Genomic DNA, 13,698 nt, shown 5'->3' on the forward strand with positions numbered 1-13,698 from the left:
ATATAATTATATACGAATTAAGTAAATTGATTGTTAATCTTTTATTTCATATTGTAAATTTTGGCTATTCGTTTACAATCAATAGATGATAGTCTTTCTAATTTGCATCGCTTGTACATATATATGAAAATAGAAAAGAGTAGGCGGTGAGATAGTATGAAGAAAAGGTATATTATTATGGCTCTAGTTGTTGTTCTTCTAGTATATTTAGCAAATAGTAATCCGAGTAAAGGTGAATATACGGATTGGGCAGCGAAGCAGTTTATGAAACGTAATGATGTAAGTAAGAAGCTAGATGAAGTTCAAAAGGAAAATGAAGAGGGTCTCCTTGGCGATTTAGCATCGGCTGGTAAGAAGTTGGCGAAAAAATATGTTGAGCCACAAGTTGGATTATTAATCGATCATTATACGAAGCGAGATGATTATATATTCTTCTCAACATATAAGACGGAATTTGATATCGGCGGAGAACATTATAAATATGTATGCGTCGGTTTTTCAAAAATCTTTATTCCAATTGAAATGCCGAAGAAAAAAGACGAATCTGCAAAATGATGCAGATTCGTCTTTTTGTCTATAAGGTAATAGGAACTTCAGATACAGTCCTTTCTACGAGACGAGCTCCTTTTTTTCGGGTATTTTCATTAATTGATGAAAATACAGATGAGGCAAGGATCGTATCCATTACTTGATTTACGACTTGTGCATCAATAGGTGTGATCGGCTTCTCGATAGAAAAGACAACTGTTTTTCCATCTTCTTTCGCGAAAATTAATTCTAGTACTTGCATACGTTATTTCCTCCTTTTTATTTATCTTGTAATCAGTGGGGACATCCCCACTGATTACATTGCCACCTTAAAGGCTAGAAAGATCTGATGTGCTAACAAGTTGTACAGCGTGAAGTGGTGATGCTTGTAGAGAAGCTAGAGCACGAGCTACGGTTTGTACTTTCTCTAAGTTTGCGTTTGTTTTTACGCGCTTAAATTGTTTGTTCTTAAAAACTGTTTTTCCATTCTTATCTAATCCATTGTTTAAGACGAGACGTAAAGTTAAATCCATTACGATTGTTTCGACTGCCATGTTTATCACCCCCTTTCACTATATAAATAGGATGCAAATGTCATGTTTTGGCGTGAAATTTATTCTTTTTTTTGGTACTCTTAAAAGAATAAGAGAGGGGTTTCGGAAGAATGAATCGTAAATGGTTATTTTGGATTCCTGTTTTACTATGGATGGGGCTGATTTTCTATTCCTCGGCACAACCATATAAAAAGCAGGATATGCGTTCGGATATTGAACAATATGTAAATGTGGAGTTTGTGAAAGAGCATTTTTCATGGGTATCTATCGATTACGGCGGTGGTACACCTGTTAGTATTGCAAATAAAGGTGTAGGTGGATTTATTGAGTTTTTCCTTCGTAAAGGTGCTCATTTTATGGTGTTCTTTATGCTCGGTTCATTGACGTATTACGCTTTTCATCGATCAGGTTGTTCGAGAAAAAGGTGTTTTATATACGCTCTCCTTTTCGTTGCGGGATACGCAACATTTGATGAAATTCATCAATGGTTTACGGGAGATCGTACACCGATGTGGCAAGATTCATTGCTAGATACGTGCGGCGGATTAACAGGGATTATAATAAGTAATTGGTTTTGGAATAGAAAAAGGAGCTAATCTCGAAAAGATTAGCTCCTTTTGTTTATACACCAAGTAATTCTTTTAGCTCATCTGTAGATAGTTCGGTCATCCAACTATCGCTTGTAATGACGGCGTTGTTTAATGACTGTTTTCTTTCTAACATTTCATCGATTTTCTCTTCAAGTGTCCCCGTTGTAATCAGTTTATGAACGTGAACGAAACGCTTTTGACCAATGCGATATGCACGATCTGTTGCTTGATTTTCTACCGCTGGATTCCACCAACGATCGTAGTGAATGACATGGTTGGCAGCTGTTAAGTTTAACCCTGTACCACCTGCTTTTAACGATAAAATGAAGATGTCATACGTTCCGTTTTGGAACTGTTCGATCATTTTGTCACGTTCTTTCTTCGGTACACTACCGTTTAAGAAGAGGACGCGCTGACCGAAATGTTTTTCTAACACATCTTTTAGCATGTTCCCCATACCGATGTATTGCGTGAAGATTAAACAACTTTCATTTTGATCTTTTATATTTTCAATGAGTTCCATGAGCGTGCTCGTTTTCATGGAACGTTCGATGATGTCTTTCGGTTCTGTTTCTTTTAAATAAAGAGCAGGGTGATTACAAATTTGTTTAAGTTTGTTCAGCATGAGTAATATAAATCCGCGTCGTTCAATTCCGCTTAATCCTTCTACATTTTGCAATGTATCTTGAACAAGTTGTTCATATAAGGAAGCTTGTTCACCAGTTAGTGGACAGTAAGCTTTCTGTTCTTGTTTATCTGGTAAGTTTAATGCGACTGTTTGATCTTTCTTCGTACGACGCAGTAAAAACGGCGAGATAAAACGTTGAACTTGTTGGATTTTTCCTTCGTCACGGTCCTTTTCAATCGGTGAGACGAAGCGGCGCTGGAATTGTCCTAAGCTGCCAAGATATCCATGATTAATGAAGTCGAAAATAGACCAAAGCTCGGCAAGGCGGTTTTCCATCGGTGTTCCAGTTAATGCGATTTTGTGATTTGCTTGTAAGTTTCGCACTGCTTTAGACTGTTTCGTATGTGGGTTTTTAATATTTTGTGCTTCATCCAAAATAACAGCATCCCAGCATAACGTACTAAGTTCTTCCTCATCAAGCTGAGCTAATGCATAAGACGTTAATACAACATCTGCTGATTGAAGGAAGTCTTTAAAGGATTCGCCTTTCGCCCTATTACTTCCATAATGTAACTGAACACGTAAATTCGGTGCGAACCGTTCAAATTCTTTTTGCCAATTTCCAAGAACAGATGTCGGTGCCACGATTAAGGCAGGACCTGTTTGAAGATTATTCTCTATTATATATAGTAAGTAAGTAATCGTTTGAATACTCTTTCCAAGTCCCATGTCGTCAGCTAACAATGCGCCGAATCCAAGCTTTCTTAAATATAATAACCACTCAATGCCATGTTGTTGATACGGGCGGAGTGTAGCGTTTAGTGAAGAAGGGACATCTACTTTCGGAATATCTCCAATGTGCAATAATTTTTGGAATAGCTCTTCATAATATCCATCTAGTTCAATTTCAATATCGTTAAATGGACTATCCTCTTCTACAATTTCTGTTTCAGCGGTGTTTGATAAATGTTGCTGAAGGACATCTTTCATTTCAAGTCCATACTTATCAGCACGATTCATGAGCTTTCGTACTTCTTCAATAAAGGCTGGATCTAGTCGCATCCATTGACCATTTATATTGAATAACCGTTTGTTTTGTTCAACGAGTTCAAAAAATTCGCTTTCTGATAAATCAATGCCGTTCGTTGAAATGCGCCAGTCAAAATTAACGAGTGTATTCATGCCGAAGAAAGATTGCGTTTGCGTAGCATTTTGCTTCAGTTGCACACGTAATTTTGGTTTTGTCGCTTTTAAATTTTGCCACCACGATGGTAATAAGATTGTAATACCTGCGGCGAGTAATTCGTTACTTGCTTCTGTTAAGAAGTTCCACGCTTCTGTTTCAAAGAGTTCACTTCGGAATGTATCCCCTTCTTTTAACCAAGGTACGAGCTTACTGAAGCTTTCTTGTGTTTCAAGAATACGTTCTTCATAATCGTGCCATCGTTTTGGTAAAGAATCGATACTTTCATATACATATATGCGATGTGCCCCGCGCTTTGGTGTAACAATTGTTTCAAGCTTCCACATTTCAAATTCTTCTTGCGGCTCTTGTAGTCGTAGTCCGATTGTAAAGGGAAGGTCATCTTCAATGTAACCAATTTTTCGAAGCCAATCTTCTTCATGTAGTGCTGCGTCTAATTGTCTTTTCGTAAAGTCGTAATGTTCATAAAGTCTCTTTGCATCTTCCCATCCATCGTTCGAACGGTTATCTTGTAATATGCTTTCATTTACTGCAGCCGAGAAAAGAGATGCCAATGTTTCATCTTCGATTGGAGTATGTTGAACTTTCCAAGATGGTTGTTTAGGCCAGCGCTCCATATCAGGTACGAAGCTACCGCTTGTGAAGGCATCCCACAATTCGTTCGCATCTTCCGTAAGTGCTGTAATAGGGCCGTTCATTTGAATACGGGCAAAGGAGTTCATCGGTTTATTCGCGATGTATTCAAATGCTTGTGCGTTTGTTAGCATAACACCTTGTCTTCCTTCAAAGCTTGCTTCTTTTAGAAACGTGCCGTAGAAGGAAGTGGAGTGCCATGTAAATGCATTTCGTTTCCAACTTGTTACGGATAATGGAGTACCGCTATCATCTTCTCCCCAAAGGAACCAACCGTGACTAACGTGCTGGAGCCTAATTGTTACTTCAGTTTGATTGATCATCGATTAATTTTCCTTTCCGTAATTCCTCTTGTAGTGCACGTAGACGTGAATGTAAGTTTGCGATGTGAATAATGAAAGCATCCCATTCATCGGTACGCTTTAATCGTTTATATAATGTACGTAATTTCTTTAAGTAACGAACTGCACGTCTATATGATTTGCGATTTCGCTCTTCAATAGCTTCGGTAGCAGCAAGGTGATAAAGAGGAAGTGCTGCTTCTGGTGCTTCCTTTTCAATATCTTTCAGCGGCTCTTTCAAAAGTTCAATTGCTTCAAAACCGTGTAAGAGCTGAAGTTCTGCCCATGTGCGATACTGCTTTTTCGCCAGTACGTATTGTTCATAGTTTGCGAAACTATATGGTAATAGCTCTTGCAAAATCATTTCGAGTCCTGCTTGTTCATTTGTATGGGTTGCATACGTTTCATACATGATGACGAATAAGCGAACGATATCTTTTATGAAAATTGTATTTTCGTGCTCATGTATCGTTGTCTTCACTTGTTTATACGTAAAGGAAAGCCAGTTTTTCGCACGATCCCATTTCATTGCATTTAATAGCTCCTCTAACCAATAGAAGTACAGACTTACAACAGAAGCAGGCTGTTTTTTTAGTAAGTCCATCGCTAATCGATCTTCGTCATTTAAAAAGAGTAGATGAGAAGATGCTAATGCTTTGGAAAGTGGATTCATTTTCGTATCGATTCGTTTTTCCTCTTCTTGTAGTTGCTCGTTATTGTGTAACAGTTCACTCCATATGTGACGATAAATAAAGAACCTCTCTTGCGTATAGGCATCGGTGGAGAAAAATACTTCGTGAACGAGACGAGCTGTTTCTTGCAAAATTGCTTCGGACTCTGAAGGAATCGCTTCTGATTGTAAGTCCCGAACGATGGATTCCACCTTATCTACAAATAGGCGAACGACGTTAACAGGCTGATGATAAGAATACGTTTTATTTGCTTCAAAGTCCTGAATTTCTTCTAATAATTTTTGAAAGCAATAAAGCGCTGCATGTAACCTGAACAATTCATGTATCACAATGATACGCGGAGCTTTCCGCTCGAGTTTCGTATAGAAGTCCGTAAAAATACTCATAAGAAAATACATTTGTTTATAAGTAAGCCGAGCTTGTTCTTTTTTAAATGATTCATATTCGTTATCAAAATATGATTGCCAACTTTTATAATCCGTTTCTTCAAAAGCTGATGATTGCAATACTTGTCTTGCAGTTCGAATAGGAGGAAGGGAAGGTTTCGTATTATTTTTGAATAAAGTTAATACATCTCCTACTTGCCCGAAACTAGATGCTGCCGATAGTAACACAGCGAGCATATGCTCACACTGCGTTGGTGCGAAGCAATCGCAATAGCTTTCAGCGACGTTACGAATCGGGATATGGACGCTATATACGCTGCCTTCAGCATCTACAGTTCCTGATAGCGTATAGCCATCAAAGTCAACGTTGTAGACAACACCACTACGATATAGGTGCCGAGCTGTAGCGACATGTTCCTGATCAGCTGTTTGCTGTGGATCTAGTCCTTGAACGAACTCATTCGCAATCATCATAATTTCATCTTTCGTAATTGAGTGTTGCAGCATAATATTCCTCCGTACACATATTTCTTTCCTTTACCATTATAAACAAAAAATGCTCAAAACAGAAAAAATGAAATTTAGATTACATTACTTGAAAATCATGGTAATATATAAAATGTTAATTTTGTATATTACTATATATTTATGGAGGGATTAGGTTTTGTCAGATTTACAATCGAAGTTTGGTAGCGGTATGAACAAATTGCAAGAGGGAATCGAGCAAGGGAAGATGAAATTACAAGTAGCTCAAGAGGTTGCGCAATTAAAGAAAATTACGCAAGAGAAACTACAGGCGAAAACGGAAATTTTGCTGGAACTTGGTCAAATGGCCTATATGCAACTCCGCAATGATGAAGTTCGAGTAGATGTGTTAAAAAATATTATAGAACCAGTACAAGAGCTGGATGTAGCTATTTATAACACACGTAAGCAAATAGCTAATTTACAGAATCAAGGACAGAAAGGGCAATGTAGCTGTGGCGGTCCCTTATCAGTAAATGATAAGTTTTGTGGACAGTGTGGGAAAGAAAATGAGTTACTCCTTCAATCAAAAAATGATGAAAATGAATCATGTACTTCATGTGGTGAACAAATTGCAACAGAGGCTACATTCTGTCCAGTTTGTGGTATGAAGAAAAGTAAGGAGTGAGGAACATGTATTGTAAAACTTGTGGTTTAGAACAATCGGATGTAGCGAATTATTGTACACATGATGGATCAAGTACAGGTAGTGTAGAAAGTGAAGTTACGTTAGCACCGAAAGACTCAAAGTATTGCCGAACTTGTGGAGTGGAAAGTAAAGGGACCGCTACATATTGTGAGAAATGCGGGGATTCCTTATTAGGTATTATAAAAAAAGAAATGAAAACAAGATTACCAGACGAAGGGTTACAATTGCATGTAAGTCCATCTGGAAGCACTTTGAAAAAGGGTTTACTTGGTGGTGGGCTTGCAATTGCATGTATGTTTATAGCCGGTTGGATTGGTAGCTTAGTTGTCGATGCGGCGATTAACGATCTAGTGAGAACGATGCTCACAAAGATGGACGGTATGTTGAATGAGACTACTGTTAATCAATCTTTCATTGGCATAGCACCATTAATTTTAATGTATCATTTAATAGGCCTTGAAGTTAGTGGGAGCGGAGCATATACGATTTCATTTATCCTTCATTTCCCATTGTTCATCTTGTTAGCAATTCCGGCACTTATATTAGGTGGAATTGGATTCTTTGTAGAGAAAAGCAACCCTTCTGCTATTTGGCGTGAGAAGTTACTAACATCGAGTGTTATCGGTATCGTATATGGAATTTTCTTGTGTATTGTTAGCTTTATTGCAGGTTCTTCTACGACAATTTCTCAATTCTATAAAACCATGACAATCAGTATTGGTTATTCACATGTTAGTAGTTTATTGTATGGCATTATATTTGGTTTATTATTTACCTTTATTGGTATGTGTATTCAGGCAGGACCACACCGTCTATTATCTTCTATGAGTCGAAGTATTCCATATGCAACATCTATTTATTATAGTGTGGTAACTGTATTAAAAGGATTGCTTATTACATTTGGTATTATACTTATTACAATTTTATTTAGCAGTTCAAAGTCAGTGGGACCAATTGATTTTCCAGAGAAAACATATAAAACATTCATTTCATTAGAAGCAACACCATACATGTGGAATATGGCTCACTTTGCTCCAACAGCAATTGAATGGGGAGATATGGATAGAGAAATGAGAAGATACGCAATGGAAAAAGGGCCATTGCATTTATCTTATACGTCAGGAATATCAATAAATGGTACGTCATTAAAAGATTTGGAAATTGCTAACGGAGCTAATCTTCAACGAGTAAAAGAAATTGATGACTTTAATTCCTATATGCACTGGTGGGGGTTATTAATTTTATTACCATGTATTTTACTATTTAGAGCTGGAATGAAATTGGCTCAATATCCGATGAAAAATATGTACGTAACTATCGCTGTGTTTAGTGTGGTGTATACTGTGATGATGCTTTGTGTAAATGGATTGGCCAAAATTCATGTTGAGGCCTCAGGGAGTAAAGAAGTGATGAAAGAATTTGCTGGGATTTCCGGTCCATTGTTTTCTATTCAAAGTAGCGCACTGTATTTAATAGTAGGTAGTTTTCTTCTTTCTTACGCATTAACATTCGCCGGTATGAAGTTAGGGAAAAAATAAGGGGGAGAGCCATTTGAAGTTTTGTGGGAAATGTAATAAACAAGTTGCAGATCATTTGAACTTTTGTTCCGAGTGTGGAAGTAAGGTAGATGTAATTGCTGATCAGGCAACTTCTTCTCGTTCAGAAGTACAACGAGAAATAAAGCCAGTGAAAAGTAAGAAAAATATAATGTTACTTATAGGCTTTGTTGTTATCTTTGCTATATTGTTTGGTGCGTATAAATTTGGAGCAAGCAAGTTTTCGAAAGAAAAGCAGGTCAATGCTATGATTGAAGCATTCCAAAAGAAAGATGCGAATGCAATTGATGAATTTGTAAAAGTAGATGATCCGAGTTTGAAAGTGAAAGTTGACGATATTAAAGGATATATCCGTTATTTAAAAGAAAATCCTTCTTATAATAAAGAACTGCTATCTTATTTACAAAGAGAGACAGTAGATCAAAAACTAGCAAGTGATAAAGCATCATTTAAAGATGGTCAAATTATAGAAGACGGTAAAGAATGGTTCTTATATCCGAAATATAAATTTAATATAAAATCTTATTATATGAATGTAAGCACAACTGCGAAAAGCGCTGAAATATATGTGAATGATAAGAAAGAGACAGAGTTATCGAGTGATAAAACTTCAAAAGAAGTTGGTCCATATTTCCCTGGTTCTTACGTTGTAAAGGCAAAAGCGAAGACGGAACTAACTGAGTTAGAAACAGAAAAAGAAGTGGACTTGGCAGATGAAAAAGAGGCGAAAGTGGATGTGACATTATCATTAGAAGGAAATTATGTAACCATTTCTTCTGATGAAAATGATGCAACTGTATTTGTGAATGGAAAAAAACGTGGAAAATTAAGCTATGGAAGTTATAAGCTTGGTCCTGTATCCACAGATGAAACAGTAGAAGTACATTTAGAGAAAACTACTGATTTTGGTGTGATGAAATCTGAAAGTGTTAAAATCGGAGACCAGAGCACGTATTACTTAAAATTCCCGAAAGAAACATCAAGTTCGGCTGTCGGCGACTTTGTACGAAATCATCTTTATGATAATGTGCGTGCGATTTCATTAAATGATTTTAGCCTAATTGAAAATAATTATGATAAGAGCGGGAAATCGTACAAGGAAGACCGTGATTATATACAGTATTTACACAAAAAAGGAATTACAGAAGATTTATTAACAATGGAAATTCGTAATGTAGAGCGTCAAAGTGCTACGAAATATAAAGTAACGACATATGAAGAGTATCATATTCGTTACGGTGATGGCTCTGTGAAGTTCAAAAGCTTTAATAATGATCATATCGTTACTGTGAATGGAAATGGAAAGATATTGTACCATTCTCTTGGAGCGAATAATACGTTGAAATCAGAGGAAGTATCTGGTCCAACTCATTAATGCAAAAGACTATCTCATGATTGAGATAGTCTTTTTTCGATTAGAAGCGCGTTTCTTTTAATATCGCTTGTACATATGGATCATGTAATATTTGCTCTATAATTGGTAACATGTTTTGTTCAAATGGAATGTCGATAGGGAATGGCTTTTGTGAGCCGGGTTTGACTCCATATTGGACAAATTTGTAATGTGTATTTTCTTCAGACTTGAGCACAATTAATTTATAGCGATTGTCGTCGCCAGCGAGTGAAAAATCAATAGAAGTAGCGTCATATGTTACTTCATCTTTATATATATACGGTTTTGGTGTACCGATCCAGTCTACTTTTGCTTGTACATTCATGAGTATAGCCTCCTTATAACTATTATAAAAAAATAAAAGCCAGCTCTCAACAAAGAGAACTGGCTTTAGCAGTCATTGGTTATTTTAAAATTTTCACTTTAACAGTTTTGCGGCCCCATTTTTGAGCAGCACTATCTGATCCAAGTAGGATGTCGATACGGTTACCTTTAATTGCACCGCCAGTATCTCCAGCGATAGCTTCTCCGTAACCTTCTACCCATACTTTAGATCCTAATGGGATTACTTTCGGATCAACAGCGATCATTTTCATGTTTGGGTTCGCTGTTAAGTCATGACCCATTGCAGTTAATACACGGCCGCCATATGTGCCACCGTTTTCGCTCGGATGAGCTGTATATGCTGTAGCTACAACTGTTAACTCACGACCACCAGCAGGTGCGCTAGTGTTAGCAGCTTTTACAGCAGGCTTAGCAGCTTGTTTTGCTTGTGCTGCAGGTGCTTTAGCTGGTGCTACAGCTTTAGCAGGAGCAGGTTGTTCTTGTTTCTCAATAACAGGTGCTGTACCTGTTAAGAAAGGAACGTGAACATAAGCTGTTTTTCCGTTATATTCGAATTGTAACCACTCATTTTGTACTTGGTTCGTTGTTTCAATCATATCATCTTTCTTAAGCGTCCCAAGAATTTCTGAGTTTGTGTTCGCTTCAGCACGTACGTTTAATACGTTAGCTGTTACGTAGTAGATGCTTTTAGTGAACTCTGCACTTACGAATGCGTCTTTACCATCTAAAGTGATTTTTGACCATCCGTTTTCTGTATTTTGAACATCTATTTTATTACCGTTTAGTAATTTACCGACAACTTTTGATTCAGTAGTAGGGTTTTCGCGTACATTTAGTACGTCTGTTGTTACAACAGTTTCTGCATTAGCAGATGATGTGAAAATCCCAAGACCAAAAACTGCTGCTGTTGCTATACCAATTAATTTTTTCATGATAGCCTCCATTGCGTTTGTTTTCGTGTCCTCATTATAGCAACAGATTTTTTCGGATTTGGGGAAAACACACAATTACAAACCATTCGTAATAAGTCGTTAACATGCTGTAATATAACAAAAAATATAGGAAAGCGTTTTTCATTCTATATGATTAGTAGGTTTCTACTTATATTCAAAATATTTAATACAACATATTGTTTTCGTCGTAAATAAAAATATTACAGGAGTGTTACATGATGTTTACTAAACGATTACATTCCTTGAGTATTTTACCGTTTTATGGGTAATATAGTTATATAAACATAAACATTTCGTTTGTGAAACTATAAACACGTGCTATATACTAGCAAAAAAACCGCATAATTGTTACAAAGAGAAAGGGTTGCAAGGAAGAAAAATGCCCTTTTTTACATCTGTAACACACCTTTTTTGGGGAAATACATTCCCATCCGCATTTTTCTCGCACAATTTGACAGCAGTATTTCGATCTTATAGCTCTTGCAGAGTGAAAAAGGTTATACGGAAGGTAAGGCTGTCCATAAGAATTCGAATTGGTGAAGGTGAAAGTAAGAAAGTCACCACAAAAATCATAGTTTTCTATCCGATTTTACATATCGGAATTTATGTTATTTACAAAAGTGAAACCTACGAAGGGGGATTTGATGAGGAAACTGACAAAAACATTCATCGTTTCATTAACATTATGTATTGCATTTACACTTTGGGGGATTATTCCCGAATCTATTATTGGAAAAGGTAGCCTAGGAAATGTAACAACCGCAATTCAAACTGCATTAGTTAGTAAGTTTGGATGGTTCTATATTATTTCTGTTTCTATTATTTTAGGTGTGTCTATCTTTTTAATTGTTTCGAAATACGGTTCTATTCGTTTAGGTAAAGATGATGACGAGCCTGATTATAGTTATATGACATGGTTTGCTATGTTATTTAGTGCTGGTATGGGTATCGGTTTAGTCTTCTGGGGCGTTGCGGAACCATTAAACCATTTGTATGCACCTCCGTTTGGAGAGAGTGCAACTGAGGAAAGTGCACGTCTTGCACTGCGTTTTTCATTTTTCCATTGGGGATTACATCCTTGGGGACTATATGCATTTGTAGCGCTTTGTATTGCTTACTTTACTTTTAGAAAAGGAAAAGCAAGTACAATTAGTGCGACAGTAGGACCGTTATTTAAAGGCGGGGACCATGGACGTATTGCTCATTTATTTGATGTGTTAGCTGTTTTCGCGACTGTGTTTGGCGTGGCAACATCATTAGGTCTTGGTGCAAAACAAATTGCCGGTGGTGTTAGTTATTTAACATCCATCCCGAATTCATTAACGACTCAGTTAGTTATTATTGCAATCGTAACAGTGTTATTTATGTTATCTGCGCAAACAGGTCTTGATAAAGGAATTAAATATTTAAGTAATACGAATATTATTTTGGCATTTGCACTTATGATTATTGTATTATTTGCAGGTCCAACAAACTTTATTATGAATTACTTCACCTCAACAATTGGTGCTTACATTCAGGAATTACCAAGCATGAGTTTCCGATTAAGTCCATTAGATGAAGGTGGAAACCAATGGATTCAATCGTGGACAATTTTCTATTGGGCATGGTGGATTGCATGGTCACCATTCGTAGGTACATTTATTGCTCGTGTTTCACGAGGACGTACCATTCGTGAGTTTGTTATCGGTGTGTTACTCGTACCGACCGTAATTGGGGCCCTTTGGTTCTCTGTTTTCGGTGGAACTGGTATTCATATGGAGCTGTTCGGTGATGCACATATTTTTGAAAAAGTGAAAGAGATGGGAACAGAAGTAGGGTTATTCGCTATGTTTGACCAGATGGGAAGCTTTGGATCGGCTTTATCTGTTCTAGCTATTCTTCTTATTTCTACATTCTTTATTACATCTGCAGATTCAGCGACATTCGTTTTAGGAATGTTAACAACACATGGTAGTTTAAATCCGCCAAACCGCATTAAAATGATCTGGGGTATCGTTTTAGCAGCCTTAGCTTCTATTTTATTATATGTAGGTGGCTTAGAGGCCTTACAAACGGCAGCTATCATTGCAGCATTCCCATTCGTCTTCGTTATTTTCTTTATGATGGCAGCATTATTTAAAGAGTTACAAAAAGAAGGACGTATGAAGCGTCATAAATAATAGAAGGAAAAAGAGCTGATTATGTATCAGCTCTTTTTATATAGAAGGAACTTGAACTGCAAGTAAGGGAAATAAAAGGCATACTATATTAGTAGTATGCCTTTTATACGAATGAAAATCGATATATTTCGACAATGTTCGATGTTTTGCAAATTCTATTCGTATTTTTGACAAAAAATTGTCGGAAATGTGTTGTCACGTTTATATATATGTGCTATATTATTTCCTGTAAGCGATTTCAAATAGTTTTAAAGCGTATTCAAGGGGGACATCTAGAATAATGAAACGTTACGAAAGAAAGTGGAAGCATATTTGTTTGAAACGTGTGGCACATCGTAGTGTCCAAGAAAGCACGGAACCTAAGACTGAAACGCGTAAAGAGCAACAAGAGAAGCAATTGGTTCTACAAAAATAGCAATCACTTTTTCGTATATAAATGAAGGTCGATCGTTCGTTGGGGGATGGACGTGAAATTACTTTCAGCTAAGGGGTATTGTCTGATATATATTTTATACGGCAATAAATAAGCACAGAGCATACGGCGCTCTGTGCTTATTTT

Annotated in this window: 13 protein-coding genes; 7 read left to right on the forward strand and 6 right to left on the reverse strand. The window is 36.8% G+C overall.

Annotation, left to right across the window (positions count from 1 at the left end; genetic code table 11):
* The first annotated feature begins 156 nt into the window (after nt 1-156).
* Nucleotides 157-555 (forward strand): DUF4359 domain-containing protein, encoded by a 399-nt coding sequence (locus tag ACTFNE_RS18765; protein WP_000747726.1) that lies wholly within the window; start codon nt 157-159, stop codon nt 553-555.
* A gap of 19 nt (nt 556-574) precedes the next feature.
* Here ACTFNE_RS18765 and ACTFNE_RS18770 read toward each other — a convergent pair whose 3' ends face one another.
* Both ACTFNE_RS18770 and ACTFNE_RS18775 read right to left on the reverse strand, forming a co-directional pair.
* On the reverse strand, nt 575-790 hold the full coding sequence (locus tag ACTFNE_RS18770; protein WP_001197597.1) for a DUF2922 domain-containing protein: 216 nt from the start codon (nt 788-790) through the stop codon (nt 575-577).
* A 67-nt stretch (nt 791-857) separates the two neighbouring features.
* Nucleotides 858-1,082 carry a DUF1659 domain-containing protein gene (locus ACTFNE_RS18775; RefSeq protein ID WP_000257702.1) on the reverse strand — a complete coding sequence of 75 codons (225 nt, stop codon included), beginning with the start codon at nt 1,080-1,082 and terminating at the stop codon, nt 858-860.
* A gap of 110 nt (nt 1,083-1,192) precedes the next feature.
* On the opposite strand from ACTFNE_RS18775, the gene ACTFNE_RS18780 reads away from it, so the two are divergent.
* Entirely contained in the window at nt 1,193-1,678 is a 486-nt protein-coding gene (locus ACTFNE_RS18780; RefSeq protein WP_001080713.1) for a VanZ family protein, read from the forward strand.
* 25 nt (nt 1,679-1,703) lie between these two features.
* Here ACTFNE_RS18780 and ACTFNE_RS18785 read toward each other — a convergent pair whose 3' ends face one another.
* The gene (locus ACTFNE_RS18785) at nt 1,704-4,460 is read right to left on the reverse strand and encodes a DEAD/DEAH box helicase (RefSeq protein ID WP_270705769.1); all 2,757 of its coding nucleotides are present in this window, start codon (nt 4,458-4,460) and stop codon (nt 1,704-1,706) included.
* A complete protein-coding gene (locus ACTFNE_RS18790) occupies nt 4,444-6,063 on the reverse strand; it encodes an SWIM zinc finger family protein (protein WP_270705770.1) in 1,620 nt (539 codons plus the stop codon). The genes ACTFNE_RS18785 and ACTFNE_RS18790 overlap by 17 nt, the downstream gene beginning before the upstream one ends.
* Nucleotides 6,064-6,220: 157 nt before the next feature.
* Here ACTFNE_RS18790 and ACTFNE_RS18795 point away from each other — a divergent pair, with 157 nt between their 5' ends.
* Genes ACTFNE_RS18795 through ACTFNE_RS18805 form a run of 3 tightly spaced genes read left to right on the forward strand, consistent with a single transcriptional unit; the run spans nt 6,221 to nt 9,661 of the window.
* Nucleotides 6,221-6,709: a zinc ribbon domain-containing protein gene (locus ACTFNE_RS18795; protein WP_270705771.1), complete on the forward strand. Its 489-nt coding sequence runs from the start codon at nt 6,221-6,223 to the stop codon at nt 6,707-6,709.
* Between the two features lie 5 nt (nt 6,710-6,714).
* Entirely contained in the window at nt 6,715-8,268 is a 1,554-nt protein-coding gene (locus ACTFNE_RS18800; RefSeq protein WP_270705773.1) for a hypothetical protein, read from the forward strand.
* Nucleotides 8,269-8,281: 13 nt separating this feature from the next.
* Nucleotides 8,282-9,661: a zinc ribbon domain-containing protein gene (locus ACTFNE_RS18805; RefSeq protein ID WP_270705775.1), complete on the forward strand. Its 1,380-nt coding sequence runs from the start codon at nt 8,282-8,284 to the stop codon at nt 9,659-9,661.
* A 40-nt stretch (nt 9,662-9,701) separates the two neighbouring features.
* Here the strand turns inward: ACTFNE_RS18805 and ACTFNE_RS18810 are convergent, their stop codons facing one another.
* Together ACTFNE_RS18810 and ACTFNE_RS18815 are read right to left on the reverse strand one after the other, a co-directional pair.
* Nucleotides 9,702-10,004, reverse strand: coding sequence for a DUF3910 family protein (locus tag ACTFNE_RS18810; protein WP_001102524.1), 303 nt, complete (start codon nt 10,002-10,004; stop codon nt 9,702-9,704).
* 79 nt (nt 10,005-10,083) lie between these two features.
* Complete coding sequence (locus ACTFNE_RS18815) at nt 10,084-10,956, reverse strand: cell wall-binding protein EntA (RefSeq protein ID WP_000733324.1); 873 nt, start codon at nt 10,954-10,956, stop codon at nt 10,084-10,086.
* A gap of 665 nt (nt 10,957-11,621) precedes the next feature.
* Between ACTFNE_RS18815 and opuD the strand changes: the two genes are divergently transcribed.
* A complete protein-coding gene (opuD, locus tag ACTFNE_RS18820) occupies nt 11,622-13,139 on the forward strand; it encodes a glycine betaine transporter OpuD (RefSeq protein ID WP_001230127.1) in 1,518 nt (505 codons plus the stop codon).
* A gap of 280 nt (nt 13,140-13,419) precedes the next feature.
* Nucleotides 13,420-13,554 carry a hypothetical protein gene (locus tag ACTFNE_RS18825; RefSeq protein WP_000833067.1) on the forward strand — a complete coding sequence of 45 codons (135 nt, stop codon included), beginning with the start codon at nt 13,420-13,422 and terminating at the stop codon, nt 13,552-13,554.
* Nucleotides 13,555-13,698: the final 144 nt, after the last annotated feature.

It is taken from the genome of Bacillus cereus group sp. MYBKT111-2 (genome assembly GCF_051915205.1).
GTDB classification, from domain to species: Bacteria; Bacillota; Bacilli; order Bacillales; family Bacillaceae_G; genus Bacillus_A; species Bacillus_A paranthracis.

What these genes read in the sequence shown, in the direction of transcription:
- ACTFNE_RS18765 (WP_000747726.1), top strand. Translation starts at nt 157, where the DNA reads ATGAAGAAAAGGTATATTATTATGGCTCTAGTTGTTGTTCTTCTAGTA.
- ACTFNE_RS18770 (WP_001197597.1), bottom strand. Translation starts at nt 790, where the DNA reads ATGCAAGTACTAGAATTAATTTTCGCGAAAGAAGATGGAAAAACAGTT.
- ACTFNE_RS18775 (WP_000257702.1), bottom strand. Translation starts at nt 1,082, where the DNA reads ATGGCAGTCGAAACAATCGTAATGGATTTAACTTTACGTCTCGTCTTA.
- ACTFNE_RS18780 (WP_001080713.1), top strand. Translation starts at nt 1,193, where the DNA reads ATGAATCGTAAATGGTTATTTTGGATTCCTGTTTTACTATGGATGGGG.
- ACTFNE_RS18785 (WP_270705769.1), bottom strand. Translation starts at nt 4,460, where the DNA reads ATGATCAATCAAACTGAAGTAACAATTAGGCTCCAGCACGTTAGTCAC.
- ACTFNE_RS18790 (WP_270705770.1), bottom strand. Translation starts at nt 6,063, where the DNA reads ATGCTGCAACACTCAATTACGAAAGATGAAATTATGATGATTGCGAAT.
- ACTFNE_RS18800 (WP_270705773.1), top strand. Translation starts at nt 6,715, where the DNA reads ATGTATTGTAAAACTTGTGGTTTAGAACAATCGGATGTAGCGAATTAT.
- ACTFNE_RS18810 (WP_001102524.1), bottom strand. Translation starts at nt 10,004, where the DNA reads ATGAATGTACAAGCAAAAGTAGACTGGATCGGTACACCAAAACCGTAT.
- ACTFNE_RS18815 (WP_000733324.1), bottom strand. Translation starts at nt 10,956, where the DNA reads ATGAAAAAATTAATTGGTATAGCAACAGCAGCAGTTTTTGGTCTTGGG.
- opuD (WP_001230127.1), top strand. Translation starts at nt 11,622, where the DNA reads ATGAGGAAACTGACAAAAACATTCATCGTTTCATTAACATTATGTATT.
- ACTFNE_RS18825 (WP_000833067.1), top strand. Translation starts at nt 13,420, where the DNA reads ATGAAACGTTACGAAAGAAAGTGGAAGCATATTTGTTTGAAACGTGTG.